Below are 24,619 nucleotides of genomic sequence, written 5' to 3'. Positions count from 1 at the left end.
GGAGAGTCCGGCCCTCCCCCACAGTGGGGAGGGCCCACAGAATGTAAGGAGCGTAAGCGGTGAATCACGCAATAATTGAAAAAAACATCCCTCTGTTGGCTATCCTGACGACGATTGTGATCTCCATTGGAGCCATCGTTGAGATCTTCCCCCTGTTCTGGATCGAAAAGACCGTGGAGAAGGTCGAGGGCATTCGCCCCTACACCCCGCTGGAACTGCGCGGGCGTGACATCTACATCCGTGAAGGCTGCTACAATTGCCATTCGCAGATGATCCGTCCCTTCCGCGACGAAGTGGAGCGTTACGGCCACTACTCGCTGGCGGCGGAATCTCAGTATGACCATCCGTTCCAGTGGGGCTCCAAGCGCACTGGTCCGGACCTGGCCCGTGTGGGCGGCAAGTACTCCAACAAGTGGCATCGCGAGCACATGCGCAACCCGCAAAAAGTGGTGCCTGAGTCGGTGATGCCGCAGTATCCCTGGCTGGAGAGCACCCCGCTGGCTTACGGCAACATCAAGAAGCGTTTGGAAGTCATGAAGATTGTTGGTGTGCCTTACACCAAAGAGATGATCGACAACGCGAAAACCGACCTGATGGCGCAAGCTAATCCCGACGCCGACGCCGATGGTCTGCAAGCGCGCTACAGCGAGCAGTTCAAGAGCCCGGAAATTCGTCAGGAGGACTTTGCTGGCGACGGCGCGGGCTCCATCACCGAACTGGACGCTCTGGTGGCGTATCTGCAAATGCTGGGCACCCTCGTCGACTTCAGCAAAGTTGAAGGCTTCGATGCGGAAACCGGCGTCGCCAAAATTGAACAGTACTAATTGTCCCGTGGCTTAAGACGAAAAAAGAGAAGTAAGGAGAGATTCTTATGGCTGAAGAGAATAAAGGCGTCGAAACCACGGGTCACAAATGGGACGACGAAGAGGGCTACCCTCTCCAGGAATGGAACAACCCGTTGCCCAGCTGGTGGCTGTACAGCTTCTACGCTTGTATCGTGATCGCCATCGTGTGGTGGATCCTCTATCCGGCATGGCCTCTGGCCAACAGCGCCACCAAAGGCGTGCTGGGTTGGGATATGAAGTCGGAACTGCAGAAAGAACTGCGGGAAGCGAGCGCGAAGCGCAAGCCTCTGGACGACCAGATTCTGAACATGTCCCTGACCGACGTGAAAAAAGACGTTGAACTGTATAACTACGCCATCAAAGGCGGCCAGTTCATCTTCGGTGAAAACTGCGCTGCGTGCCACGGCCGCGGCGGCGTCAACAGCGTGGATGGCTTCCCCACCCTGTCTGATGACGATTGGCTGTATGGCGGCGATTTGGAAACCATCGCCACCACCATCGCCGAAGGTCGCCAAGGCGTGATGCCCGCCAAAGGCGGCGCGGAACTGTCTGACAGTCAGGTCAATGATCTGGTCTCCTATGTGATGTCCCTGTCCGGCGCTGGCGCCGGTCCGGGCAACGCCACGGCTGGCGACAAGCTGTTCCACAGCGACGACGCCATGTGCTACACCTGCCACGGCGTGGGCGCCAAAGGCTCCCTCAAAGGCAAGACCCCCGACGGTGAAGAGATCGACAACAGCATTGGCGCGCCCAATCTGTCTGACGGCATCTGGCTGTACGGTGGCACCGAAGACGCCATTAAGACCACCATCTCCAAAGGTCGTAATGGTCATATGCCGGTGTGGAGCAGCGATAACGGCGGCAAGCTGTCTCCGGTTGAAGTCAAGAAAGTTGCTCTGTACGTGCAAAGCCTGGGCGGCGGCATGTAAGTTTCGCCCCTCAGTGAACACTCGAAAGCCCGCCTTATGGCGGGCTTTTTTTTTGGATAGATACGCCCTCTCCTTCTCGTATAGCCGCTTAATCCAGAAAGACACACATCCAAAGCGCTCAATGTTTGCGTGACATTAGTTGGTCTTGCGCTGACTATGGGACAAATTTCCAACGGAAGTTTGTCGGGATTCTTAAGGGTCTGTGACCCTTAAGCGGGTGAGGGCAGCGCCCGCAGTTTAGATTTTGATCTTGGGAGCTCGAGGGCGTAGCCCTCGATATCTTTCAGCGCCCATATGTGCACTTTTGAATGCTAGCGACTATATTCGTTAACCTCGCTTCTTGCGATTCAGCTTGAGATTGCTCACCATTGCGCCGAAGAACAGACTGTTTCCCTTTACGTCGACAGGAGCCGTCGGATGAATCGTGAGAAGGTGGTTTTCGGATTCTTTATCGTCTCAGCCCTCACTCTGAATTTTGGTTTCTGTCTGGGGGATATCGACAACCCCGACCACCATCACCTCTACGAGCTGTTTGTTGTGATTGTGGTCAATCTGGTGGCCACCATCCTCAAACTGGGGGATCGCACCCAAATGGGCGCCGTCCTGCTGGCCACCAGTCTGGTGGCGGATCTACAGTTGATCTGCGCAGCCATCGTATGGGGCGTCGCCACCCATGTGGCGCAAGCGGAATTGGCGGGCTCGGTCATGGCCTCCATTGTCTCATTGGCCAGCGGGGCGTTGGTGGCCAACGTGATTTCGGTGACGATTCTGGTGATTGAAACGGTGATTATCCGCCGCTGAGGAGGTCGTCATGACAGGGATGACCTACCACGTCTTCAAGCGTATGCGCACGCCGCTATTGGCGTTGCTGGCCGCTTACTCCATCGCCATCTTGGGCATGACGCTGATCCCCGGCGTCGACGACCAGGGCAACCCCTGGCGCATGTCATTTTTTCACGCCTTCTACTACGTCTCGTTCATGGCCACCACCATCGGCTTTGGCGAGATTCCCTATGCATTCAGTGAGGCGCAAAGAGTCTGGGGAATCTTCTGTATCTATCTGACAGTGATCGCGTGGTTCTACGCCATCGGCGCCATCATTAACCTGGTACAGGACTCTGGCTTTCGCGGCGCCTTTATTCGCGACAATTTTGCCCGTTCCGTGCGCGCCATACGTGAGCCGTTCTATATCATCTGTGGCTATGGCGATACCGGCAAAGAGTTGGTGCGGGCGCTGTGCGCCCGTGAAATCCGCGCTGTTGTGGTCGACTCCAACCAGCATCAGATGCACGATTTGGCGCTAACCAATCATTCATTGGAAGTGCCCGGCGTCTGCGCAGACGTTCGCGTACCCAAAACCTTGATTGATGCGGGAATCCAGCACCACTGGTGTCAGGGGCTGGTGGCCATGACGGATATCGATGCAGTCAATCTGAAGGTCGCCATTACCAGCAAACTGCTCAATCCCGATATGCCGGTGATCTGTCGCGGCGAGGCCCCGGAGTACGAGGAGAACATGGCCTCCTTCGGCACCGATCACATCATTGACCCCTTCACCACCTTCTCCAACCGGCTGGCCCTGGCGCTGGATAAGCCGGGCCTGCACCTGCTTAACGACTGGTTGAGCGGCGTGCCAGGAGCCCCCATGGAAGATCCGGTCTACCCTCCCAAGGGAACCTGGGTGGTGTGTGGATTTGGTCCCTTCGGCAAAGCGATGCACGCCAGTTTGACCCGCCGCGGCATTCCTGTGGTGACAGTGGAGTTTGACCCAGATAAGACCAGCAGCCCCCCCGGCACCATTCAGGGCATCGGCGCTGACCACGCCACACTGCGCGCAGCTGGAATTGAGAACGCAGTGGGGCTGGTAGCCGGCACTCAGGACGACGCCAACAATCTCTCCATCGTCATGACGGCGGTGGAGATGAATCCGCAGCTGTTCGTGGTCATTCGTCAGAATCGCAGCATGAACACACCGCTGTTTTCTGCTGTCACGGCCAATCTGGTGATGCAGTCGAGCCGGATTTTAGCGCGCGAGGTGCGGCTTCTGCTGACCCTTCCGCTGTTGCGCGAATTCCTGATTTTGGCCCAAAAACGCGATAACGATTGGGCCAATGGAGTCTCCAGTCGCATCCTTGGAATGATGCGCACCAACGTGCACCCCAGCTCCTGGTCCGTTTCCGTGGATGAAGAGCGCGCGCCCGCCATCGTGGACTCCATCAAGCGCGGCAATCCGGTCGCGATTGTGGATCTAATGCGTTCACCGGCCAATCGGGATGAGTTTATGCCATGCATGCCGCTGCTGCTCAAACGCGCCAGCGGTCAGACTCTGCTGACGCCAGAGACCGAACTGCATTTAAACCCAGGGGACCAAGTGCTGTTTTGTGGGGAGCGTGGAGTACGCCACCGCATGGGGTGGAGCTTTGCCAATATCAATGCGCTGGGCTACATCCTCACAGGAGACGATAGCCCGGATGGGTGGGTGTTTCAAAAATACCACGCGTGGCGGGCCAAACGCGCCATGCGTCAAGAGCGGGTATAGCATGACAAAGCGGGCGCAGTGGCACCCGCTTTGTACACGAAACAATCAGGCGATGGAGAGATACTTCTCCCCTTTCACCCCACACACCGGACAATTATCCGGCGCCTTGCCGATTTCGGTGTGACCGCACACCGGGCAGATGTAGATATCCAGGGCCGCATCCAGATCTTTACCAGACTTCACCGCAGCCAGAGCTTGCGAGAACAGGTCATAGTGGACCTTCTCCACTTCCATGGCTTGGCTCATGGACTTCACCGCGCGGCTGTTGCCTTCGGCTTCGGCCTCTTTCACAAAGCCCGGGTACATGTCGGTGAATTCATAGGACTCACCGCCCATGGCCTCTTCCAGATTGGTCACGGTGTCTTTGATTCCATCCAACACGCGCAAGTGCGCATGGGCGTGCAGGGTTTCGGCTTCCGCCACCGCGCGGAACAGTTTGGCCACTTGGGGGAAACCGTCGGTTTCGGCTTTTTTGGCGAAGGCCAGATATTTGCGGTTGGCTTGGGACTCTCCAGCAAACGCCGCTTTCAAATTGTCTTCGGTGCTCATCTCACTTGCTCCTCAAGGAAAGAGCGGCGCCGCAGCGCCGCAGTCGGCAATCGATCCATTATTTTGCGTCAGACCCGCGCCAACCTCACTGGATTTTCTCAATTAATCAGCGCATTCAAGCCACTTGTGAGGAATCGTCATTGGCTTCCGCGGGCATTTTCAGATCAGCCGGATCGGTTTTGGCCACGCAGACGCGATTGCGCCCGCTGGTTTTGGCTTCATACAGCGCCTCATCAGCGCGTTGACAAAGCGAGTCAAACGGCTCTTTGCCCTGCCGTAGCGCCACGCCGAAACTGGCCGTGACCTGCTTAATGGGCGGCGCCTGCATCTCCGCCACGCGCTGGCGCAGTTTTTCCGCAAACCGTCGCATCTCCTCTACGCTCTTACTGGGCACGATGATGAGGAACTCCTCTCCGCCCCAACGACCCGGCGTATCGGTGCCGCGCACGCTCTCCAGCAACAGCGCGCCAAACCGTTTGAGCACATCGTCGCCCACATCATGGCCATAGCGGTCATTGACCTGCTTGAAGTGGTCGATATCGCAGAAGATCACTGCACACCCTTCGCCATAGCGATCGTCGCGCATGATCTCCTTTGTCGCCATCTCGCCCACGGCGCTCCGGTTGGGCAGTCCGGTCAGCAGATCGGTATTGGCCAGGGTCTCCTTCTGCTGCAGGATCTTCTCGGTATAAGAGAGCAGCGCATTGATGGAGAGGTTGATGCGATCAAACTCGTCGGATTTGGTCAGCGGCAGGCGCACGCCGAAGTTTTCTGTCTGCATGATGCGATTGAGGCTCTGAATCAGGACTGACAGAGCGCGCAGCACGCGCACTACGGTGTGCACAGTCAGACCGATGGCCGCCACCAGCAGCCCCACCGCCAACATGATGAACATGCGCAACAGCCGCCACTGTTTGGCGATATCCTGCTCCAACTCGGCCTGGAGCTGGTCCAGCAGTTCGGTCTCAAGCCCTTTCATGGCATCGATGGCCAGGGAGGCCTGGCCCCACCACAATACGGTGGAGGTTTGCTCCACCCGACCGCCGCCGGGTTTCAGCAGATGCTCGATCTGCGCGATCACCTGTTTATACGTCTCGTTTTCCACCCTTTCGGCAAACAGATGCGCATTCTGCGGATTGATATCCCGGCGGAACGCATGCAGATGCTCATTTAATGCGCCAAAATTGCTGGCAACCGCGATGAGGTCAGCGGAATCGACGGCTTGTCGCGAGTAGATGCGATTGACGCCAGCGCGGATCAAGCCGAGCTTCTCCCGGCTCACCGCCAAGTCATGCACGGCGCGCACGGTATTGCTCACTTCATGAGAGAGGGAATCGATGCGCAGCAGCGCGGTTTCATCCAACAGCGAGGTGATCCAGCGGGTATAGAATGCGCGCACTTGAGGCCAATCAACCTCTCGTGCATCCACTTTGGCGCGGAAGATGGGCAGCTCTTTGCGCAACGCGGCAAGCTGATTGCTGCGCGCAATGGAGATCTCCGCCTGCTGCATGCGGGCGAAGTGTTGATCGATACCCTCACGCTGTTTTTTCAGCATGGCGGCGATGCCGACATTATCCCCGGCCAGTTGACCAGCGGTCAGGCCACGCTCTTTTTGCAACAGATGCACGGTATGCGAGAGGATGCGCGCATCGGACAGCAGCGCCAATTGCTGGCGCGATTCGACCACAGCGGCGTTGCGCCCCTGCCACTCCTGGAACAGCACCATCGCCACCGACAGCACCAACAGAACCGCCAACAGAATGGTGCTCAGACGAACGCTCATCATTTCAATTCCGATCACTTACACTGCGCTACCGCCATTGAACGCGCCTTGCGAAAACCTTGCACCGCGTTCAAAAAGCCAAGGGAAATCAAAGCACTTAAATGTCATTTAAAGCATATCGCCAAGGCGTGCTCATAAGTGAAGCGAATGAACACTCCAGCGCGCCTTTGCCACCTATTTCAGCGTTCAATTATATGCGCCTCGGCGTTTTGTAACAACCCCGCCGCCCCAGCTTTCCCCGGGATTTTTGTCACGAAACGCCACAGGCATCTCTTTAGAGCATTCCAATACACACTTTGCTCATGGCATAAAGGATTGCGTGGTCTATCCATCATCTTTCAAATGGCTTATGTCACCATGACAGACGTAAAAAGAGTCTTCGGCATCGCCCTGCACTCCGCCCCTGACACTTATGCAGCGGGCGAACCCACATGGCTGGCCATGCTGGAGACTCTGCTGGCCGTCTGCGCCTATTGGGGCATCGCCTGGTACTGGGATACCCATATCCACTTGATCGTGAGTATCTGTGTGGCGCCTTTGCTTTTGTTGCGCTCTGAGGAATCGGTTAAGTTGGGGGCTAAATGGTTTGTTGATTATTGGCAAGACACCCAAACTATACCATTTAAACCTAAGCCAATCATATATTCTATTTCAGTATTTTTCTCATTTATTGTATCTGGCTTCACATCTTGTATATTCTACGAATGGTTATTATCTGATATCACAGTACAGGCTGTCAAATGGTATGCACTGCTATACGGATATATCATATATATTATTTCTTTATCATCAGCTACACTTTCCTCCAACATTTTTTTAGGCCTGACAATGAAATATCAAATCCACTTGAGTACGCATCATTTTCTGCATCTATAGTAGCAACACTAATTCTTACCACAAATGATTTTACATTAGAAGCATTTGGAATATCAATAATTGTGTTGATAATTTATTTTCTAAAAATCAAAGGTACGGTCTATAAAAACAATATCCAACGAAAAGATTAGAGCTGGTTTATTGGTAACTGGAGCAATCGATTTGTTTTTCTTAACAATATCTCAAGCGTTTGGAATTTATATTAGATCTATCTATATACGCTTATTTTCAACAATAAAATTCCTACTGCATGGAATCAAGGCCCTGCCAGACAATTGGCACAGAAATACGTTTGAAATTGACACATTTCATCCGCCACAACTTATCGAAAAACAGGATATATTGACTACCAAAAAATTCCTAGTGGAATTTAATAGTGCTCGCCAATCCATAAAAAAACTACTTATTCCAATTGGAGTAGTAATATTACTCCCTGCGTACATGTACCGCTTGAGCCTAAAATCTACATTCTGGCTCTATTTCCCACTGGTTTATATATCTAAGACCCCAACCTGGAACTCTTTAAACGACATCCACGAAGCCAGCGGCTATCTGGATAGACTCCGCAACAGCTGGAACGAGTGGCGCAAACGCCTCCTTGCCGCCTTGGCGATTGCCAGCCTGCTGGTCGCCAATCTCTCACCAGAGATGCTAAACCATGTGCTTAAGGAGATTCCCCAATCATCCATGCTCTTCTATGCCTGGGTATTCGAGTGGGGCAACTTCGCGCCGTGGCAATGGCTGCTGCTGGCCAATGCGGCATTGACCGTCATACTCCCCTTCCCCTGCGATACCGCCTATCGCACCTGGCGGCACGATAACACCCATAACAAAGACAACCTCGCCACCATCACTTGGGCCAAGGGACTCAATCTGGTGGATCGGCTACGCAATGTTTTGGGATGGTTCTACCTGATCATGGCCTTTGGCTACGCGCTCATAGCCATGGGGACGATCAACCAATTTGAGCTGCCCAGCGGTTTTGGCTTTCTGCTCGATCTCTATGGCCCTTACCTGCCTAAGTCTGAGGGAGCTGAATCAGCATTGGTGATTTGAGGAGATTGGCGGATTGTGCTGCGGATCTGACTATTTTTCAGGTTGGCGGCCCCTAGGGCATTCGCTCCTGTCGGCTTCGCCGACATATCGCTCACCGCCGTTTCCCGTTTTGCCTCTTTACTGGCGCCGCCTTTCGCGCTCCTCTTGGGGCTTCTGACTGGCTCAGGCTTCTTTGCGCGGGAAACAGCAAATACCACTGCCACACCGTGGGGCGCCGCCCCACACCCCGCTGGGGTCGCGGACCCCAGACCCCGCCGCCGACCAGTCGGCGGCTACCTGACACAACGCCAGCACCACCTTTGTCACGCACACACTTTTGCTCTGTGCTGGCGCTACATATGGATCGCCCGTCCGTGCGCCGCCAACGCCGCCTCCTTCACCGCCTCCCCCAAACTCGGATGGGCATAACAGGTCTGGCCCAGCTCAGTGGCCGTCAACCCGCCGCGCATCGCCGCCGCCGCCTCCGCAATCATCTCCCCCGCCTGCGACCCCACCATATGCGCGCCCAGGATCTTATCCGTCTGCGCACACACCAGCAGCTTCACAAACCCTTCCGTCTCGCCCACAGAGCGCGCTCGCGCATTGGCCATAAAGGCGAATTTGCCAACAAGGTATTCCACCCCAGCCTCTTTCAGCGCCTCTTCACTCTGACCGATGGTCGCCACTTCAGGATGGGTATAGACCACACCGGGAATCATGCCGTGGTCCACTTCCCCCACCGCCTCCCCGGCGATGATGGCGGCCACAGCGACGCCCTCCTCTTCGGCCTTGTGCGCCAACATCGGCCCGCCGATCACATCGCCCACCGCATAGATCCCCGCAACGCTGGTCTCAAACAGCGTATTCACACAGATGAAGCCCTTGGCGTCCAGATTCACCCCCAACGCCTCCAACCCCAGCCCTGCGGTGTACGGACGCCGTCCCACCGCCACCAGCGCTACGTCCGCCTCCAGCGTTTCCGCTTCGCCCCCCGCTGCGGGCTCCAGAGTCAGGGTCACGCCGTTCTCATGGGCCTGCGCCGAGGCCACTCGGGTGGAGAAGCGGAACTTCAGCCCCTGTTTGGAGCCGAATACCCGCTTGGCGGTGCGGCGCAGCTCCCCATCCATGCCCGGCAGCGCGGCGTCCAGGTACTCAATCAGGGTCACTTCCGCGCCCAACCGCCGCCACACCGAACCCAGCTCCAACCCGATCACCCCGGCGCCGATTACCGCCAACCGCTGCGGGACACTCTCCAGCGCCAGCGCGCCGGTGGAGGTGACAATGCGCTTTTCGTCCACAGTGAGATTGGGCAGATCCGCCGACACCGAGCCCGTCGCGATCAGAATTTTCCCTGCGGTCAAAGTCTGTTTCGCGCCCTCGGCATCGGTGACCGCCACCTGCCCCGGCGCGGTAATGCACGCGGTTCCATCAAACTGAGTGATCTTGTTCTTTTTGAACAGGAACGCCACCCCTTTGGTGAGGTGCTCCACCACTTCGCCTTTGCGCGCCATCATGCGCGCCAGATCCAGCTTCACCTCGGCGGCGATCACCCCATGGTCGGCCAGATGCTTCTGTGCGGACTCGAAATGGTGCGACGACGCCAGCAGCGCTTTGGAGGGGATGCAGCCCACATTGAGGCAGGTTCCGCCCAGGGCTCCGCGTTTCTCCACGCAGGCCACGGAGAGTCCCAGTTGCGCGGCGCGAATGGCGGCCACGTAGCCGCCGGGGCCGCCGCCGATGACGATGAGATCAAACGAAGAAGAGGACATAAGGCCACCTGATACTTGGGCAATATCGAAAACGGTCACTATGATGCGACAATGCCCGATCAGGACGCGGAATGGGAAGGTGGAAAATCGCGAGATTTCTGGCCATGCAAAACCAAAACTGCTGAGAGCGGCCAATGTTTGCGTGACGCAGGGAGAGCTAGCGCTGACTATGGGCCGCCGACTGGTCGGCGGCGGGGTGATTCGGGCCATCCATGGCCCTCACCCTGCGGGCTCGCTTCGCGAGTCCGATTCGGCAATCCTGCCGAATCGTCTGGGGGCTGCGCCCCCAGCGGCCACAGGCGAAGCCGTATCTCACAAAATGGGCGGTGCCCCACGGTGTGGCTGTTGATCTTCAGCGGAGTTTGAGGGCGCAGCCCTCAATATCTTAAACCATCAATATTGTCATAGCTGGGGCCTGCCATGGAGAAACGTCAATGCCTCACCGCCGCCAGAAGCCGGGCCACAGGAGAATCAACACGGTAAAGATCTCCAAACGCCCCACCACCATGAGCACAGCCAACAATAACTTACCGATCTGCGGCAACGCGGAGAAGTTATCCATGGCCCCCACCCCGCCATAGCCGGGGCCCACATTGGTCAGACAGGTAAGCGCCGCCGACAGCGCCGTCATCATATCCACGCCCATCAGATGGAGGACCACGCCGCCCATGAGGGTGAGCAGAATGGTCATGGCCAACATCGCCACGCACCCCTCCACCACGTCCATGGGCAGGTCGCGTCCGCCCCACATCAGGGTCTGCACCCGACGCGGCTGCAGCAGACGCCGCATGGCCGCGCCCAACATCACGAACGCCACCGAGACGCGCACCACTTTGGGTCCGCCCGCAGTGGAGCCGGACATGCCGCCCACCCCCATGAGCAGAATCAGCAGCATGGCGGACAGCGCCTCCCACTGCTCCCAGTCGGCGCTGGCGTAACCGGTGGTGGTGAGAATGGAGGCCACTTGAAAGAATGCTTCCCGCGCCGCTTCCAGCGCAGGAACCTGCGCCTGGAACATCCGCAACAGAGTGATCATCACTGCCGCGCAGAGCGCCACGCCCATGTAGACGCGCCACTCCCGGTCTCCGAAGGCTTTCAAGTCGCGCATGAACACAAGACGGTAGTGGAGCAGAAAGTTGGTCCCCGCCAGCATCATGAACAGCGTGGCCCACCACTGCGCCGCCGGTGAGAAACCGACAAAACTGGAGTCGCTGGTGGAGAAGCCGCCGGTGGCCATGGTGGTCAGGGCGTGATTGAGGGCCTCGAACGGGGTCATGCCAAACAGCCAATAGCCCAACGCCGCCAACGCGGTGAGCCCCACATAGAGGCCCCACAGGATGCGCGCGGTGGTGATCAGTCGGGGCGTCAGGCGCTCTTTGCGCGGCCCCGGCGTCTCCGCCTTCATCAACTGCATGCCGCCCACCCGCAGGAACGGCAGAATGGCGATGGTGAGCAGCAACATGCCCATGCCGCCGATCCACTGGGTCAGACTGCGCCACAGCAGCAGACTGCGCGGCAACCCTTCCGGATGCCCCAACACGCTGGAGCCGGTGGTGGTGAAGCCGGACGCGGATTCAAACAGCGCATCGGCCCAGCCCAGGTGGTGGGAGATCACATAGGGCAGCGCACCGAGAAAGATCGCCGTGCCCCAACCGGCGGTGGCGACCAGAAAGCCGTCGCGCGGACCTAACCGGGGGTCGGCCTTCCAGGCCAGAATCCAACCACACGCGCCGACAATCAAGGCGATGAAGATGGCCCAGATCAGCGTATGCAGATTCTCCCCCGCATACCAGGCGTAGAGCAGCACGCCGCCTTCGAACATCGCCACCATCAGACTCAGCGCCGCCAACAGGCGCAGATCCATGCGCCAGTTCACGACTCGGCGCCCTTGGTGAGGAAGTTATCCACTCGCGACAGACCGCGGCGCGGCGCGATGAGCAGCACGCGGTCCCCCGGCTTGAGCACCGTATCGCCGTCGGGAATGCGCGCAACCTCCTCGCCCTGGGCCACCGCGCCCACCAGCACGTCGCGGGGAATTTTGGCTTTGCGCAGCGGCACGCCATCCAGGGCGGAGTTGGCGTGCACCTCGGCCAGCACCGCCTCCAACTGCGCATTGAGTAGCGGCGCGGCGTCGATCACCCGCCCTTTGCGCACAAAACGCATAATCGAGCCAATGGCGGCCAGTTGCGGACTGACGATAGCGTCCACGCCCAGTTGTTCGGCCAGAGAGATATAGGCTTCGGAATCAACCAGCGTCACCGCCATGGCCGCGCCCAGCTGTTTGGCCAGCAGCGCCAACGCCAGATTGCGCTCCTCATTGCCGCTCAACGCCAGGAAGGTGACGTCGGAGCCCAGAAGCTCCCGCAGCAGATCGCTGTCCTGCGCCCGGCCCCACAGAATCTGCGCCGAGGGCATCAAGCGCGCCAGCTGCTCGCAGCGGGTTTCGTCCTGCTCAATGATGGTCAGACGATAGCCTTTGGCCAGCAGCGCGCCACCGATCAACGAGCCGGTGCGTCCGCCGCCAGCGATGATGATGCGCCGCCGCCCCATGGGACGCTTGCCCAGCAGGCGCAAAATACGTCCGGACTCTTCGGTGGTGGGCAGCGCCAGATAGACGTCATCGCCCGCTTCGAACAGATGGTCCCCTTTGGGCACCAACGCCTTGCCGCCGCGGCGAATGGCCACCACCAGGGCGCCGCCGTTGCGGCTCCACTCCGCCCCCAATTCGCGCAACGACCGCCCCAACAGCGGCGATTCGGCGTCAAAGCGGAAACCCACCAGGTTGATCTGGCCATCGATGAAGGGGATCACCTCAAACGCCTGCTCGCGCAACACCAGTTGCAGCAGCATGTCGCAGGCGGACTGCTCCGGGCTGATCAGCGCCACATCGCGCAGCTCCAAGCCGCTCCATAATGCGCGGTCGGTGGAGAGTTTTGGGCCACGCACGCGGGCGATCACCTGGATGTCGGGATTGCGCGCCTTGGCGATGAGGGTGATGACGATATTGGTCTCATCGGAGTCGGTCAGCGCCAGCAGGAGCGCGGCGCGCTTGAGGCCTGCGTCCAGCAACACCGCCTGATCGGTGCCCTCGCCTTCGATGACCTGGGCGTCCAGCGCCTCCTGCGCCAACTTGGCGGCGCGCGCGTCGCTCTCCACCAGAGTGACATCCACCCGCTCTTCGGAGAGAAAACGCGCCAATTCGCGCCCGGCGTCTCCGGCGCCGACGATAATGACCTGCATGGGCGCGCGTCCTATTGCTCAGAAGAGTCCGAGGTTACGGGCATCTGCGCCTGAGTCGCGCGCATGCCCATCACATCCTCCAGCCACTGCGCCAAGGCGCCGTGACCGGTGTTGGCGGCCACCGCCATGGGGGTGTTGCGATAGCGATCCTCCAAGGTGGGATCGGCGCCCTTTTCGATCAGCAACCGCGCCTTCTTTTCATCTCCGCTATTGGCGGCGAAGTGTAGCGGCGTCCAGTCATAACGATCGCGGGCGTTGATGTCGGCGCCATGTTCGATGAGCAGTTCGGAGAGTTCGGCGCTGGCGAAGTGCAACGGGGTCCACTGTTTGCTGTCGCGGATATTCACGTCCAGCCCCAGTTCGATGAGATAGCGCGCCATCTCCACGGTGGTCAGGTGCAAAATGGTCTCGCCGGAGCGGTTGGTGCGGTGGATGTCCGCGCCATGAGCCACCAGCACTTCAGCGGCGGCGCGGTTGGCGTAGAACAGCGGGGTGTCGCCCTCCTTATCCACCGCGTTGACATCGGCGCCCTTGTCGATGAGCTGTTTGCAGGTCTCGGCGTCGCCGATGTCCGCCGCCAGGTGCAGCGGCGTGCGCCCGGCGTCATCGGCCAAGTCCACCTTCTTGGTGTGCGGCAGCAGCAGCGCCACCAATTCATGCCGCCCCGTCGCCACCGCCAGGTGCAGCGGCGTATCGCCGTGGGCGTTGGCGATGGATGGATCCGCCTGATACGCCAGCAACAAGCCGCACATGCCTTGATAGCCGCGCTCAGCGGCCAGACACAGCGGCGTTTTGCCGGTGGGGTTGATGGCGTTGACGTTGGCCCCCTCCGCCAGCAGCATCTGCGCCTTGGCGATATTGTCCAGACGCACGGCGTTGTGCAGACGGTCCGCGGCCTCTTCACCGCGAGAGAACTTCCCTTTTAACCAGTTAAACATGTTCCACTCTCCCGCAACGTCATCGAACTGATCGCGCCGCCCTTTAAGCAGTCACGCTCTGGCTATTGTGATGAGCCTCGCTCTGTGCAGAGGGCTGGCTCGCAGTCGGATTTTCCTCTCCAGATTCGCTCTGCGTAGACGCGCTATGCGCTGCAGACTCCCTTTGGGAGGAGTCTTCCAACATGGCGGCTTCGCTACTGCGCAGCCTCTCCTCCTCCTGCTGCCTGCTCTTCAATGAGCTGGGGCACTCCAGGAAGACCTGATGCGGACAGGCGGCGCACTGCGCTTTATCCAGGAAGCGATCGACAATGTTCTCCACCGCCTGGGACTTGGAGCAGAACACGTGATCCTGCTGAATGGCGCTGAGCGAACCGCTGCGCTTGATCATTTCATAGACCTGCTCCTTAACGTCATACAGGAACAGTCCACCGCCGCGCTTGCGCCGACGCTGCGCTTCGCGCTCCAGCATCTCTGCGCCGGACAGATCGGTGAAGTTGATGCCGCTGCACACCACTAACGCATTTTTCTGCGCGCCAGGTTGTTCGGCGTAATCTTTGAGGATCTGCTCCACATGGGCCACCGAGCCGAAATAGAGCGAGCCATCAATGCGCAGGATCTTCAACTGCGGACACTCCTGCAGCGCTGGGTCAGTGACGAACATGCGCCACGGCGATTTGGGATCAGGCACCCGCGCCACCACCTTGGGATGAGAGGTGCGGTTCAGATAGAACATCAGCGACAGCATCACCCCGGCGTAGATGGCGAACTCCAACTCCAGGAACAGGGTGGAGGCGAAGGTGACGCCCATGACGATGGCGCCCGGGCGCGTGGTCTGAGCGATTTTGCGGATCTCGTGGAAGTCGATCAGGTTATACGCCACCAGCAGGATCACCCCCGCCATGGCGGCGGTGGGCAGGTGGGAAGCCAGCGGCGCCACCGCCAGCACGATCAGCGCCAGAGAGGTGGCGGCAAACACCGCCGAAAGCGGAGTCTTGGCCCCGGCGTCGTAGTTGACGCCGCTGCGAGTGAAGGAGCCGGAGGCCGGATAGGCGGAGAAGAAGCTGCCCGCCATATTGGAAAGGCCCTGGCCGATGAACTCCTTGTTGCCATCGATGGTCTGGCCCGACTTCAGCGCCACCGAACGGGCGATGGAGACCGCTTCGATCAACCCCAACAGGGAGATGGCCAGGGCGCCGTTGGAGAGCGCGCGCACGTGATCGAAGCTGAAGGTGGGGTGGGAGATCGGCGGCAACTGGCTGGGAATGGCGCCGATGAGTTTGACCCCTTCGGCCTCCCAGCCAAACCAATAGGTGGCGCCGCCGCTGAGGATCATGGCGATGAGCATATTGGGCCAACTGCGCCGCCACAGGCGAATCACCAACGCCACCACCAGGGTGAACAAGCCCACGCCCAGCACGTAGAAATTGGTCTGATCGATCTGCGCAAATATCTGCACAAGCACATGCACAAAGGAGTGGGCATCCCCCTCCAGCGTGATCCCCAGCAGACTCTTGAGCTGGCTGACGGCGATGAGAATCGCCGCGCCGCTGGTGAAGCCGACCACAGCCGAGTGGGAGACGAAGTTGATCAATCCGCCCAGCCGCGAAATGCCGAGTCCAAACTGGATCACCCCGGTCATGAACGCCAGCGTCAACGCCAGCGCCACATACTGTTGCGAGCCGGGTTCGGCGATGGGCGAGAGGGTGGCGAACACCACGATGGAGATGGCGGTGGTGGGGCCGGAGATGAGGTGATGGGACGAACCAAACAGCGCCGCAATGACGGCGGGCACGATGGCGCAGTAGAGGCCATATTGCGGCGGCAGGCCAGCGATCATGGCGAAGGCTACGCCCTGGGGCAGCACCACGACGGCGCCGGTGAGACCGGCCATAAAGTCCTGACGCACGCTTTGAGGGGTAGAGGTGAGCAACCACTTGGGGGGGCGCAGACGCAACCAACGACGGGATTTGTTGGCTGGCGCGGCGGCCGATTGGGCGGACATGACGACTCCTTCAAAACAGACGGGACGCCATGGTGGAGCAACTAGCGGCTGCGGATGACCAACAGCTCGCAGATGGCGTCGTAGGGATTTTTCCAGTTATGCGGGTGGTGGGGCAGATAGTAGACCGATTGGGTCTCCTGTAGTGTGAACTCTTCGTCGCAATATTCCAACACAGCGCGACCTGAGCGAATCCAGACAAACTCCACGCCGTTGCCCACGCCAAACGGCTGTTTGGCCATGCGGCCATTGGGCAGCAGACGAATCAGCATCGGCTCGAAGGCCGGGGCAAAACGCCGTGAACCCAACGGCAGCAACTCGGCGCTGCGCAATGCATGCAGCAGCGGCTGCTTGTCCAAAGACAGCACCTCGATCTCCGAGAGAGGCTCGGCGGCGTCGGCGAAAAAGGCCGCAACAGGGATATCCAGAGCATCGGCCAGCTTCTCCAGCGTCGCCACCGACGGGGAGGTCTGACCATTCTCGATCTGCGACAGACCGGCGGCGCTGATTTTGGCCCTCTCGGCCAACCCCCGCAGGGAGAGACCTTTCTCCTGGCGATAGGCCTGGATGCGTTGTGCAACGATATTTGACATGGCGATTGTACGGAATTCTGAACGGTCGTCAACTATAATGATCGTCTAATATAACGATATTGAACCCAACACGCTACTCTCTTCATGGAAAAATTCCCAGTGCGTGCGTGTCGCATAGCCAACAAATGGCGTGCAATGTCGCATACGCGCGCACCAGCAGCCACCGGGTAAATCGTCAGATCACCCGCCATTCCGGAAGGTTACACACCATCTTTATACTGGCGCCACGCTTGCGCTATGTAGTGGTTCGCGCGCAAACAGGCGCGTGGAAAATTGTCTGAAGGAGAGCGCTGTCATGAAGACCCACCTGGATTGGTCCGCCTACGAAGACGCCGGCATGGGCGACGCCTACGCCGATATCCCCAAACACGGCGGCGATTTCGGCAAGGCGGTGGCGGTGTGCATCAACAGTCGCCTGTGTGAAGCGCGCGACGCTGACAAGCAGCTCATGTGTCCCAGCTTCCGCGCCACCGGCAATCCCAACCTCTCCACCGGCGGGCGGGTGCGCATGCTCAAGGCGGCGCTCAACAGCGACGATCCCGACGCCTCCTTCGCCAATCCAGAATTGGCCGAGGCGATGGATCTGTGCGTCTCCTGCAAGGGGTGCAAGCGCGAGTGCGAGAACAATGTGGACATGGCCCTGATCAAGGCGGAGTTCCTGGCGCAACGCTTGTATCGCCAACCTCTGTCTGCGCGCGGGCGTCTGTTTGCCGAGCTGCCCGCCTGGCTGCACAAATGGCCGCAACTGGGCGGGCTGGCGCGCTGGCGCAACGCTTCGGGGCTGCTCGCCAAACTGGGCGAACGCTGGCTACGCATCCCCGGCGACCGCCCCGCCCCGGCGCCGGAGACGCAAGCGTTCAATGAGAGCGACGCCCTGGCGCAGTGGGCCGATTTGCCGGTCAATCCCGAGCTGCCGGAAGTGACGCTGCTCACCGACACCTTCAGTCGCTATTTTGAGCCGCAGGTCGCCTATGCGGCGGTGGCGGTGTTGCGCGCGGCGGGCTATCGACTGCATCTGGCCACCCCGGACGACGGCGTTTCCGATCCCGAGCGCCCGCTGTGCTGTGGCCGCACCTACCTCTCCCAAGGGCTGGTGGATAAAGCCCGCGCCGAGGCCAAGCGCATGGTGGATTCGCTGCACCCCCACGTGCAGGCCGGGCGCATCATCGTCGGCATGGAGGCCTCCTGCGTGCTGGGTCTGCGCGACGACGCCAAGGCGCTGGGGCTGGGCGAAGCGCTCAATGAGATCGCCGACAAAACGCTGCTCTTAGAGGAGTTCCTGGCCCGGGAGACCATGGCCAAGCGCCTCAACCTCCCTCTGCGCGCCATTCCCGACCAGCCCAAGACGCTGATCCATGGCCACTGCCATCAGAAGACCGTGGGCGCCATGAAGTCCATGCGTCGAGTGCTCAAAATGATCCCGGAGTTGGATTTTGAGATGATCGAATCCAGCTGCTGCGGCATGGCGGGGACCTTCGGCATGGAGTCTGAGCACGCCGAACTCTCCACGCAGATGGCTGAAACGGCGCTGATGCCCACTCTGCGCGAAAACCCACAAGCCGATGTGGTGGCCAACGGCTTCTCCTGCCGCCATCAGATGCGCGCCCATGGCGACAACCGTGCGCGCCATCTGGCGCTTTTATTGCGCGATGCGCTGGACGCTCCCGCCGACGCCCGCTAAAGTGGGGCTTCCCCACTTCTGTTTGCGTCTGGAGCCTATGAAACATCAACGGCTGTTCCCGTTTATTGCGGCGCTGCTGGCCATCACCGCCGTGCTGAGTCTGAGCGGATGGGCATTGCTCAACTGGCTGGGGCAATCTCCCGAGTTGGCGCAGACTCTGGCTGCTGTAGGCGGCTATAGCCTGTTCGGCGCCTTTGTGGGCGGTTTTCTCACCCTGGCCTTTATGCCCCGTTGAGCAACCTGCGACGCGATGCGATGATTCAATAGGCTAAACGTTTATCCTGTTGAAGATGAAAGATATCGAGGGCTCTGCCCTCGAGCTCCCAAAGACCACACCGTGATTCAGGCCATCCATGGCCTTCACCCTGCGGGCTCGCTGCGCGAGTCCGATTTGGCAATCCTGCCAAATCGTGGGGCGCCGCCCCACATCCCGCTTAAGGGTCACGGACCCTTAAGAATCCCGCCAAATTTTCTATGAAAATTTGTCCCGTAGTCAGCGCTAGCTCCCATTGCGTCACGCACACACTTTTTCCTCTGTGCAGGCTTCGCCCCTCCTCTGCGCCCGCTCCCCGTGCTAGAATTTCAATTTTTGCGATCGCTTGTTCACGCACAGGATTTTCATGAAGATTCTGCTCGCCGCCCCCCATGACGCCATGGCCGACGCCGTCCTCGCCGCCCTCTACGTCAATGGGTGCGAAGTCCATCTGTACGACTACCGCTACAAGGCGCTCAAACGGCGCATATTGGGGATCAAGCCGGTAGGCGGCTGGCGCATGAGCGGCGATCTGGTCGCCACATGCCGCAGCCTGCAACCGGATATCCTGCTGGTGCGCAAAGGCGAATCCATCTCCTATGCCGCGTTGGCGAAAATCCGCGCCATGGGGATCAAGGCCCTCAACTGGTTCCCCGACGATCCCCACCGTTTGCGCCAGTCCATGCGCCTGGCGCCCCATTACGACATCCACTTCACCCACTGCTCCTACGCCGCCGAGCGCATCCGCGAGCAGACCGGCGCCGATGCGCGCTATCTGGCGCTCTCGGCCACGCAGCTCTTTTTCCAGGACATCGCCTTTACCCCCGAGCAGATTCGCGACTACGAATCCGAAGTCTGCTTTGTGGGCGGCTGGGATCCGGTGCGCGAAAAGGTGATGGCGGCCCTCACCGGCTTTGACCTCAAAATCTGGGGGCCGGGTTGGGAGAACTCCAGCCTGCAATCCCACTGGGCCGGGCGCGGCGCCTATGGGTTGGAGATGGTGAAAATCTTCGCCAACACCGGCCTCTCCATCAATGTGCACCGCAACTTTGGCCATGCGTTCGAAACCTATGGCCATGGGGCCAATGTGCGCGTGTTCGAGACCGTCGGGACCGGCGCGTTCCTGCTGTGTGACCGCAAAAAGGACGTCACCGACATGTTCCCCGAGGGGAGCCATGCGGGCTACTTCTCCACCCCTGATGAGGCCATTGAGCAGGCCAAATATTGGCTCACCCACGATACCGAGCGGCGCGCAGCGGCGCGACGGGCGCAGCAGGAGGCCCGCGCCAACCACACTTTGGAGGCGCGCATGGGGCAACTGTTGGAGATTCTGCGTGCGGAATGACGTGTGATGCGCATCCTCATGCTCACCTCGGACTATCCGCCGGATATCGGCGGCATCGCCGCCCATGTGCATCATCTGGCTCATACCCTGGCGGCGCGCGGGCATGAAATCACTGTCGCTTCGGTGTGGTTGGACATCGACCAGCGCGAAGCGATCACCGAGACCAGCGGCGGCGTGACGCTGCACCGGGTTCCCGGCTTTGCGCACTGGTTGGGGCGCGACATCACAATGCATCGCCGCCGTCTGCGCGCGCTGGCGCGCCGACTTCAGACCAACACGCCGTTTGACGTGGCGCACATCCATGGCCATGCGTGGGAGGCGTTCGCCTCGCGCCGTCTGCCAGGACGCCCGCCAATTGTAGGGACCATGCACGCCTCGGGGTTTCGCAATCGCTGCAAGAGCGCCAGCGGCCGCGCCAAACTGCGTCGCCGTTTGCGTCACCTCAACGCCATTATCGCCCCCAGTGCGGAGATTGCGCAGGCGGCGGAGTCGCTGCATCTGCCCCGCGCCGCCATTCACGCCATTCCCAATGCGGTGGATGCGGACAAGTTCACCCCTGGCGCGCCGGAGGGAGCGAACCCCTGGGGCATCGACCCCGGCAACAAGATCGTTCTGTGCCTGCAGCGCATTGCGCCGGTAAAAGGGACCATTCATCTGGCGCGGGCGGCGCGGCGCATTCTCGACGCCCACCCGGATGCGCGTTTGATCTTTGCCGGCAGTGAGACGCCGGAGTATGCGGCGCAGGTCAAGCACATTCTGGATGAGAGCGGCGCGATGCCGCGCTGCCGTTTTCTCGGCTCTGTGCCCAATGATCAAACACCGGCGCTGCTGCGGCTGGCGCAGGTGTCGGTGACGCCTTCTTTGATGGAGGCCACCAGCATTGCCTGCCTGGAGGCGATGGCGTGCGGAGTGGCGGTGGTGGGCTCGGAGGTGGGCGGCATTCCGGAGTTGATTGTCCCGGGCGAGCATGGATTGCTGACGCCGGTTGGCGATGCACACGCCATTGCCGATGCGGTGATTGCGCTGCTGGACGACCCGCAACAAGCCAAAGCCATGGGCCAGAGGGGGCGGCAACGGGTGGAAGAGAACTTCGACTGGCGCATCGCCGCACAAAAAGTCGAAGCTGTATATACTGAGATACTAGAGCCATGCGAAACATAACTGCACAGAATGGCCAATGTTTGCATGGCGCAGGCTGAGCGTGCTCTGACTATTGGCCGCCGACTGGTCGGCGGCGGGGTCTGGGGGCCGCGCCCCCAGCGGGGCGTGGGGCGGAGCCCCACGGTTTGGCTCTTGATCTTGGGGGAGTTTGAGGGCGTAGCCCTCAATATCTTAAAGCGTCAACAATTTGCATCACACTGTGTTGCAAAGACGGAGTTACCCAAAGATGCACATCGTCATGACCCAGTTTGCCCCGCCCTGCGACCACGGCGTGAGCGAAGAGGAGTACCTGCGCTATGACGATTGGTTCGCCAAATTGCGGCGGCATCTGGCCAAATCGCACCGGGTGACGTTCCTCTCCCAGACCAAGCAGAAGAGCCTGATTCGCATCCCCTGGGAGGGTTACGAGGCGCTGTTCTTCCCCATCGACAACCCTAATGAGAAGCAGAAGGCGGGCATCCGCTACCACAGCGCGGCGCTGCTCGACTGGTTCGAGCAGGAGAAGCCCGACGTCCTGCACGTCATCGGCTCGCAATCGGCCATGGGGCTGCAGCTGCTGGAGAGCCCGGCGGCGGGAGTGAAGATCCTGTGGGAGCGCAATCACACCACCCCGCAGACCCTGGCGTGGCCCGGCTGGAAGCACGCGCAACGCTACCTGCACTGCACCCAGGAGTCCGCCGAACTGGCCGCCGCCGAAGTCCCCCGTGAGCGACTCGACGTGGTTCCCATGGTCAGCGATCCGAGCAAGTTTCACCCTATGGAGGATGTGGCGCGGGCGTACGATATTCTCTCGGTGGGCAAGTTGACTGGACGCAAGCAGTTCAACGTGGTGCGCGATCTGGCGTTGGCGGAGAACTTACGCTGGCTGCACGTGGGCGGCTTCGTCAAAGGCCCCCCCTACCCGCGCTGGAAGGATCTGTTCTACTCGCGACAGATGCGCGCACTGGGACTGGCGGGCCCAATCAAATCCGCCCACGGCTGCGCCACCGGCGTTGTCTCTCATGATCAGATGCCGCGCATCTACAATCAGGCGCGCCTACTGGTCCACCCCAGCAACAATGAAGGCGCCTCCCGCGCCATGCTCGAAGCCCTCGGCAGCGGCATGCCCGTCGTGGCCAATCGCCAGGGCGCGCCGTGGGTGCAGCCGGAGTTCGGCATTGTGCTGGATGACCTGGCCAGCTTCCGCCCCACCGTGGCCAAGCTCTTGGCTGATCCTGACCGTTTGAACGCCATGGGCCGCGCAGGCCGTGAATGGGTGCAACACCACTGCGCTCCTGAACGTCTGTTTGAGACCATCGACGCCCTACACGCCCAACTGGGCCTGACTTTCTAAGGAGATTTCACCATGGAGGAACAATCCCGCCCCCAAGTTCTGCCCGGCCTCACCGCCGAAGGGATCCAGAAGCTCGAAAAGCTCAAAGCCGAACACGAGTCACTCAGCGCCGCTCTGCAGCACGCTGACTCCATGCCCGCCCACGAGTTGGAGGGTCGTATGCGCCAGCTACAGGATAAGGACGCCGAAATTCGTCGCTTTCTGCGGGAGTTGGGTTTGGACGTGGGGTAACAGGAACAGATGAAGTAACGGAACGGGACGCATAAAGATATTGGGGCTTTGCCCCAAACCCCACCAGGGCTCCGCCCTGGACCCGCCAGGAGGCCAGCCTCCTGGACCTCTTGGACCACAGACTTCCGCGCAATGCTTGGCGCCCCCGCCCTGGCCGCTCGTCCTGCGCGCTCATCGGAGTTCAAGTATTTGCAATCGTCTGACTGTGGGGATGCTTTAAGATAATGGGGCTCCGCCCCATGTCCGGCCAGGGCTCCGCCCGCTTTGTTAGATACGGCTTCGCCTGTGGCCGCCAAGAGGCCAGCCTCCTGGACCTCTTGGACCACAGACTTCCGCGCAGTGCTTGACGCACCAGCTTGGCCGCTGGTCCTGCGCGCTCATCGTCGCTCCGGAACAGCTACATGACCTGCCGGATCAATGCCTCCATGCGGTCCAGCATCGGCTCCATGCCGAATCGCTCCCGCGCCCGCGCCAAACCCGCCTCAGCCAGCCGCGCCCGCTTGTCGGGATTCTCCAGCAAGTCAGCCAGCGCCGCGCCCAACGCCACATGATTCTTGGGCGCAAACAGCAACCCGCTCACGCCGTCTTCAATGGTCTCGGGAATTCCCCCCATGGCGCTGCCCACCGCGCACACGCCGCACCCCATAGCCTGCCGCAACGCCTGCGGCACCCCCTCATTGGCATACGAAGGCAAGACGAACACATCCATGGCGCGCAGCCACGGAACCACGTCGCGCTGATCCCCCGCCAACGTCACCCACTCATGCAGTTGCAGCCGATCAATAGCCGCTTCCACCGAGATGCGCGCCAAACCATCACCCACAATCACCACCCGCGCCACCGGGAAGTGCTCACGCAATCCGGCGAACGCCTCCAGCAACGTCTCGTGCCCCTTCCAACTGCGCAGTGAAGCGACAATGCCGATGATCTGATGGGCTGGATCGAGCCCAATTTCCGCCCGCGCCGCATCCCGATCCCCCGGTGTAAAACGGTCCAGATCCACCCCGGTGGGTATGGAGTGAATGCGCTCCCCCGGGTAGCGATTAAGGTCGATCATCTGCTGGCGGATCATCTCGCCGGTGGTCACCACCGCGCGGCTGGCGCGCAGATAGAGCCAGCGGGTGCCGAAGTTATCGGTCACCGGCGCGGAGATGTGACGTAAGCGAATCACCGGGATATCCCGCCCTAACGTCACCCGCGCCGCTGCGGTAAGCCAACTGTCGGTGGAGCTGTGGGTGATGATGACGTCCGGTTGATTGAGGGTGAGCCAATCGCGCATCGCCTTGAGCCCCGGCCACTTCTTTTTGCTTAGCGGCATGGCGGTGACCGGCACGCCCGCCGCCTGCGCTTCACTGTAGATGCGTGATTGCGGCGAGCAGAGCAGATGCAGACGATGGCCGCGCGCCATCAGCCCACGGGATTCGGTGAGAATGCGGATCTCCTGCCCGCCCCACCCTTCCGAGGCTTCGGTATGCACGATAAATAGCGGTTGCGAATCGCTCAAAACGCGCCCTCTCTGG

Annotated in this window: 21 protein-coding genes; 12 read left to right on the top strand and 9 right to left on the bottom strand. The window is 60.2% G+C overall.

Annotated features, from left to right (window positions below):
- Positions 1-59 precede the first annotated feature (59 nt).
- From ccoO to MAIT1_RS18560, 4 genes are all read left to right on the top strand, one after another.
- The gene (gene ccoO, locus MAIT1_RS18575) at positions 60-824 is read left to right on the top strand and encodes a cytochrome-c oxidase, cbb3-type subunit II (protein ID WP_085445411.1); all 765 of its coding nucleotides are present in this window, start codon (positions 60-62) and stop codon (positions 822-824) included.
- A 47-nt stretch (positions 825-871) separates the two neighbouring features.
- Positions 872-1,774 (top strand): cytochrome-c oxidase, cbb3-type subunit III, encoded by a 903-nt coding sequence (gene ccoP, locus MAIT1_RS18570; RefSeq protein ID WP_085445410.1) that lies wholly within the window; start codon positions 872-874, stop codon positions 1,772-1,774.
- A gap of 417 nt (positions 1,775-2,191) precedes the next feature.
- Positions 2,192-2,575 (top strand): DUF6394 family protein, encoded by a 384-nt coding sequence (locus MAIT1_RS18565; protein ID WP_085445409.1) that lies wholly within the window; start codon positions 2,192-2,194, stop codon positions 2,573-2,575.
- A gap of 10 nt (positions 2,576-2,585) precedes the next feature.
- Positions 2,586-4,313, top strand: coding sequence for a potassium channel family protein (locus MAIT1_RS18560; protein ID WP_085445408.1), 1,728 nt, complete (start codon positions 2,586-2,588; stop codon positions 4,311-4,313).
- A gap of 45 nt (positions 4,314-4,358) precedes the next feature.
- Here the strand turns inward: MAIT1_RS18560 and MAIT1_RS18555 are convergent, their stop codons facing one another.
- Complete coding sequence (locus MAIT1_RS18555) at positions 4,359-4,862, bottom strand: rubrerythrin family protein (protein WP_085445407.1); 504 nt, start codon at positions 4,860-4,862, stop codon at positions 4,359-4,361.
- A 115-nt stretch (positions 4,863-4,977) separates the two neighbouring features.
- Positions 4,978-6,645, bottom strand: coding sequence for a diguanylate cyclase (locus tag MAIT1_RS18550; protein ID WP_158089613.1), 1,668 nt, complete (start codon positions 6,643-6,645; stop codon positions 4,978-4,980).
- 138 nt (positions 6,646-6,783) lie between these two features.
- On the opposite strand from MAIT1_RS18550, the gene MAIT1_RS18545 reads away from it, so the two are divergent.
- Both MAIT1_RS18545 and MAIT1_RS21655 read left to right on the top strand, forming a co-directional pair.
- Positions 6,784-7,521 (top strand): hypothetical protein, encoded by a 738-nt coding sequence (locus tag MAIT1_RS18545; RefSeq protein WP_143814926.1) that lies wholly within the window; start codon positions 6,784-6,786, stop codon positions 7,519-7,521.
- 162 nt (positions 7,522-7,683) lie between these two features.
- Entirely contained in the window at positions 7,684-8,577 is an 894-nt protein-coding gene (locus MAIT1_RS21655; protein ID WP_143814925.1) for a hypothetical protein, read from the top strand.
- Positions 8,578-8,909: 332 nt separating this feature from the next.
- Here the strand turns inward: MAIT1_RS21655 and lpdA are convergent, their stop codons facing one another.
- From lpdA to MAIT1_RS18510, 6 genes are all read right to left on the bottom strand, one after another.
- Positions 8,910-10,325: a dihydrolipoyl dehydrogenase gene (gene lpdA / locus MAIT1_RS18535; protein WP_085445403.1), complete on the bottom strand. Its 1,416-nt coding sequence runs from the start codon at positions 10,323-10,325 to the stop codon at positions 8,910-8,912.
- A gap of 439 nt (positions 10,326-10,764) precedes the next feature.
- Positions 10,765-12,201, bottom strand: a complete 1,437-nt coding sequence (locus tag MAIT1_RS18530) for a TrkH family potassium uptake protein (protein ID WP_085445402.1) — start codon at positions 12,199-12,201, stop codon at positions 10,765-10,767.
- On the bottom strand, positions 12,198-13,565 hold the full coding sequence (trkA, locus tag MAIT1_RS18525; RefSeq protein ID WP_085445401.1) for a Trk system potassium transporter TrkA: 1,368 nt from the start codon (positions 13,563-13,565) through the stop codon (positions 12,198-12,200). The genes MAIT1_RS18530 and trkA overlap by 4 nt, the downstream gene beginning before the upstream one ends.
- An 11-nt stretch (positions 13,566-13,576) precedes the next feature.
- Positions 13,577-14,503: an ankyrin repeat domain-containing protein gene (locus MAIT1_RS22510; protein ID WP_085445400.1), complete on the bottom strand. Its 927-nt coding sequence runs from the start codon at positions 14,501-14,503 to the stop codon at positions 13,577-13,579.
- Between the two features lie 43 nt (positions 14,504-14,546).
- Positions 14,547-16,505, bottom strand: a complete 1,959-nt coding sequence (locus MAIT1_RS18515) for a SulP family inorganic anion transporter (RefSeq protein WP_085445399.1) — start codon at positions 16,503-16,505, stop codon at positions 14,547-14,549.
- 41 nt (positions 16,506-16,546) lie between these two features.
- Entirely contained in the window at positions 16,547-17,095 is a 549-nt protein-coding gene (locus tag MAIT1_RS18510) for a helix-turn-helix domain-containing protein (protein ID WP_085445398.1), read from the bottom strand.
- 295 nt (positions 17,096-17,390) lie between these two features.
- Here MAIT1_RS18510 and MAIT1_RS18505 point away from each other — a divergent pair, with 295 nt between their 5' ends.
- From MAIT1_RS18505 to MAIT1_RS18480, 6 genes are all read left to right on the top strand, one after another.
- On the top strand, positions 17,391-18,776 hold the full coding sequence (locus tag MAIT1_RS18505) for a (Fe-S)-binding protein (RefSeq protein ID WP_085445397.1): 1,386 nt from the start codon (positions 17,391-17,393) through the stop codon (positions 18,774-18,776).
- A gap of 37 nt (positions 18,777-18,813) precedes the next feature.
- On the top strand, positions 18,814-19,011 hold the full coding sequence (locus MAIT1_RS18500; protein ID WP_085445396.1) for a hypothetical protein: 198 nt from the start codon (positions 18,814-18,816) through the stop codon (positions 19,009-19,011).
- Between the two features lie 385 nt (positions 19,012-19,396).
- On the top strand, positions 19,397-20,374 hold the full coding sequence (locus MAIT1_RS18495; RefSeq protein ID WP_085445395.1) for a CgeB family protein: 978 nt from the start codon (positions 19,397-19,399) through the stop codon (positions 20,372-20,374).
- A gap of 6 nt (positions 20,375-20,380) precedes the next feature.
- Positions 20,381-21,535 carry a glycosyltransferase family 4 protein gene (locus MAIT1_RS18490; protein ID WP_085445394.1) on the top strand — a complete coding sequence of 385 codons (1,155 nt, stop codon included), beginning with the start codon at positions 20,381-20,383 and terminating at the stop codon, positions 21,533-21,535.
- Positions 21,536-21,773: 238 nt separating this feature from the next.
- Complete coding sequence (locus MAIT1_RS18485) at positions 21,774-22,868, top strand: glycosyltransferase family 4 protein (RefSeq protein WP_158089612.1); 1,095 nt, start codon at positions 21,774-21,776, stop codon at positions 22,866-22,868.
- 12 nt (positions 22,869-22,880) lie between these two features.
- Positions 22,881-23,099, top strand: a complete 219-nt coding sequence (locus tag MAIT1_RS18480; RefSeq protein WP_085445392.1) for a hypothetical protein — start codon at positions 22,881-22,883, stop codon at positions 23,097-23,099.
- Between the two features lie 397 nt (positions 23,100-23,496).
- Here MAIT1_RS18480 and MAIT1_RS18475 read toward each other — a convergent pair whose 3' ends face one another.
- A complete protein-coding gene (locus MAIT1_RS18475; protein ID WP_085445391.1) occupies positions 23,497-24,603 on the bottom strand; it encodes a glycosyltransferase family 4 protein in 1,107 nt (368 codons plus the stop codon).
- Positions 24,604-24,619 lie beyond the last annotated feature (16 nt).

Origin of the sequence: Magnetofaba australis IT-1, from assembly GCF_002109495.1 — a bacterium.
In the GTDB taxonomy this organism is placed as follows: domain Bacteria; phylum Pseudomonadota; class Magnetococcia; order Magnetococcales; family Magnetococcaceae; genus Magnetofaba; species Magnetofaba australis.
This window is presented reverse-complemented; position numbering and strand designations above follow the sequence as displayed.

Excerpts from the sequence above, each read along its gene's own strand:
- MAIT1_RS18550 (WP_158089613.1), bottom strand. The coding sequence starts at position 6,645 with ATGAGCGTTCGTCTGAGCACCATTCTGTTGGCGGTTCTGTTGGTGCTG.
- MAIT1_RS18505 (WP_085445397.1), top strand. The coding sequence starts at position 17,391 with ATGAAGACCCACCTGGATTGGTCCGCCTACGAAGACGCCGGCATGGGC.
- MAIT1_RS18480 (WP_085445392.1), top strand. The coding sequence starts at position 22,881 with ATGGAGGAACAATCCCGCCCCCAAGTTCTGCCCGGCCTCACCGCCGAA.
- MAIT1_RS22510 (WP_085445400.1), bottom strand. The coding sequence starts at position 14,503 with ATGTTTAACTGGTTAAAAGGGAAGTTCTCTCGCGGTGAAGAGGCCGCG.
- MAIT1_RS18510 (WP_085445398.1), bottom strand. The coding sequence starts at position 17,095 with ATGTCAAATATCGTTGCACAACGCATCCAGGCCTATCGCCAGGAGAAA.
- MAIT1_RS18565 (WP_085445409.1), top strand. The coding sequence starts at position 2,192 with ATGAATCGTGAGAAGGTGGTTTTCGGATTCTTTATCGTCTCAGCCCTC.
- ccoP (WP_085445410.1), top strand. The coding sequence starts at position 872 with ATGGCTGAAGAGAATAAAGGCGTCGAAACCACGGGTCACAAATGGGAC.
- lpdA (WP_085445403.1), bottom strand. The coding sequence starts at position 10,325 with ATGTCCTCTTCTTCGTTTGATCTCATCGTCATCGGCGGCGGCCCCGGC.
- MAIT1_RS18495 (WP_085445395.1), top strand. The coding sequence starts at position 19,397 with ATGAAGATTCTGCTCGCCGCCCCCCATGACGCCATGGCCGACGCCGTC.
- MAIT1_RS18515 (WP_085445399.1), bottom strand. The coding sequence starts at position 16,505 with ATGTCCGCCCAATCGGCCGCCGCGCCAGCCAACAAATCCCGTCGTTGG.
- MAIT1_RS18555 (WP_085445407.1), bottom strand. The coding sequence starts at position 4,862 with ATGAGCACCGAAGACAATTTGAAAGCGGCGTTTGCTGGAGAGTCCCAA.
- MAIT1_RS18490 (WP_085445394.1), top strand. The coding sequence starts at position 20,381 with ATGCGCATCCTCATGCTCACCTCGGACTATCCGCCGGATATCGGCGGC.
- MAIT1_RS18500 (WP_085445396.1), top strand. The coding sequence starts at position 18,814 with ATGAAACATCAACGGCTGTTCCCGTTTATTGCGGCGCTGCTGGCCATC.
- MAIT1_RS18485 (WP_158089612.1), top strand. The coding sequence starts at position 21,774 with ATGACCCAGTTTGCCCCGCCCTGCGACCACGGCGTGAGCGAAGAGGAG.
- MAIT1_RS18560 (WP_085445408.1), top strand. The coding sequence starts at position 2,586 with ATGACAGGGATGACCTACCACGTCTTCAAGCGTATGCGCACGCCGCTA.
- trkA (WP_085445401.1), bottom strand. The coding sequence starts at position 13,565 with ATGCAGGTCATTATCGTCGGCGCCGGAGACGCCGGGCGCGAATTGGCG.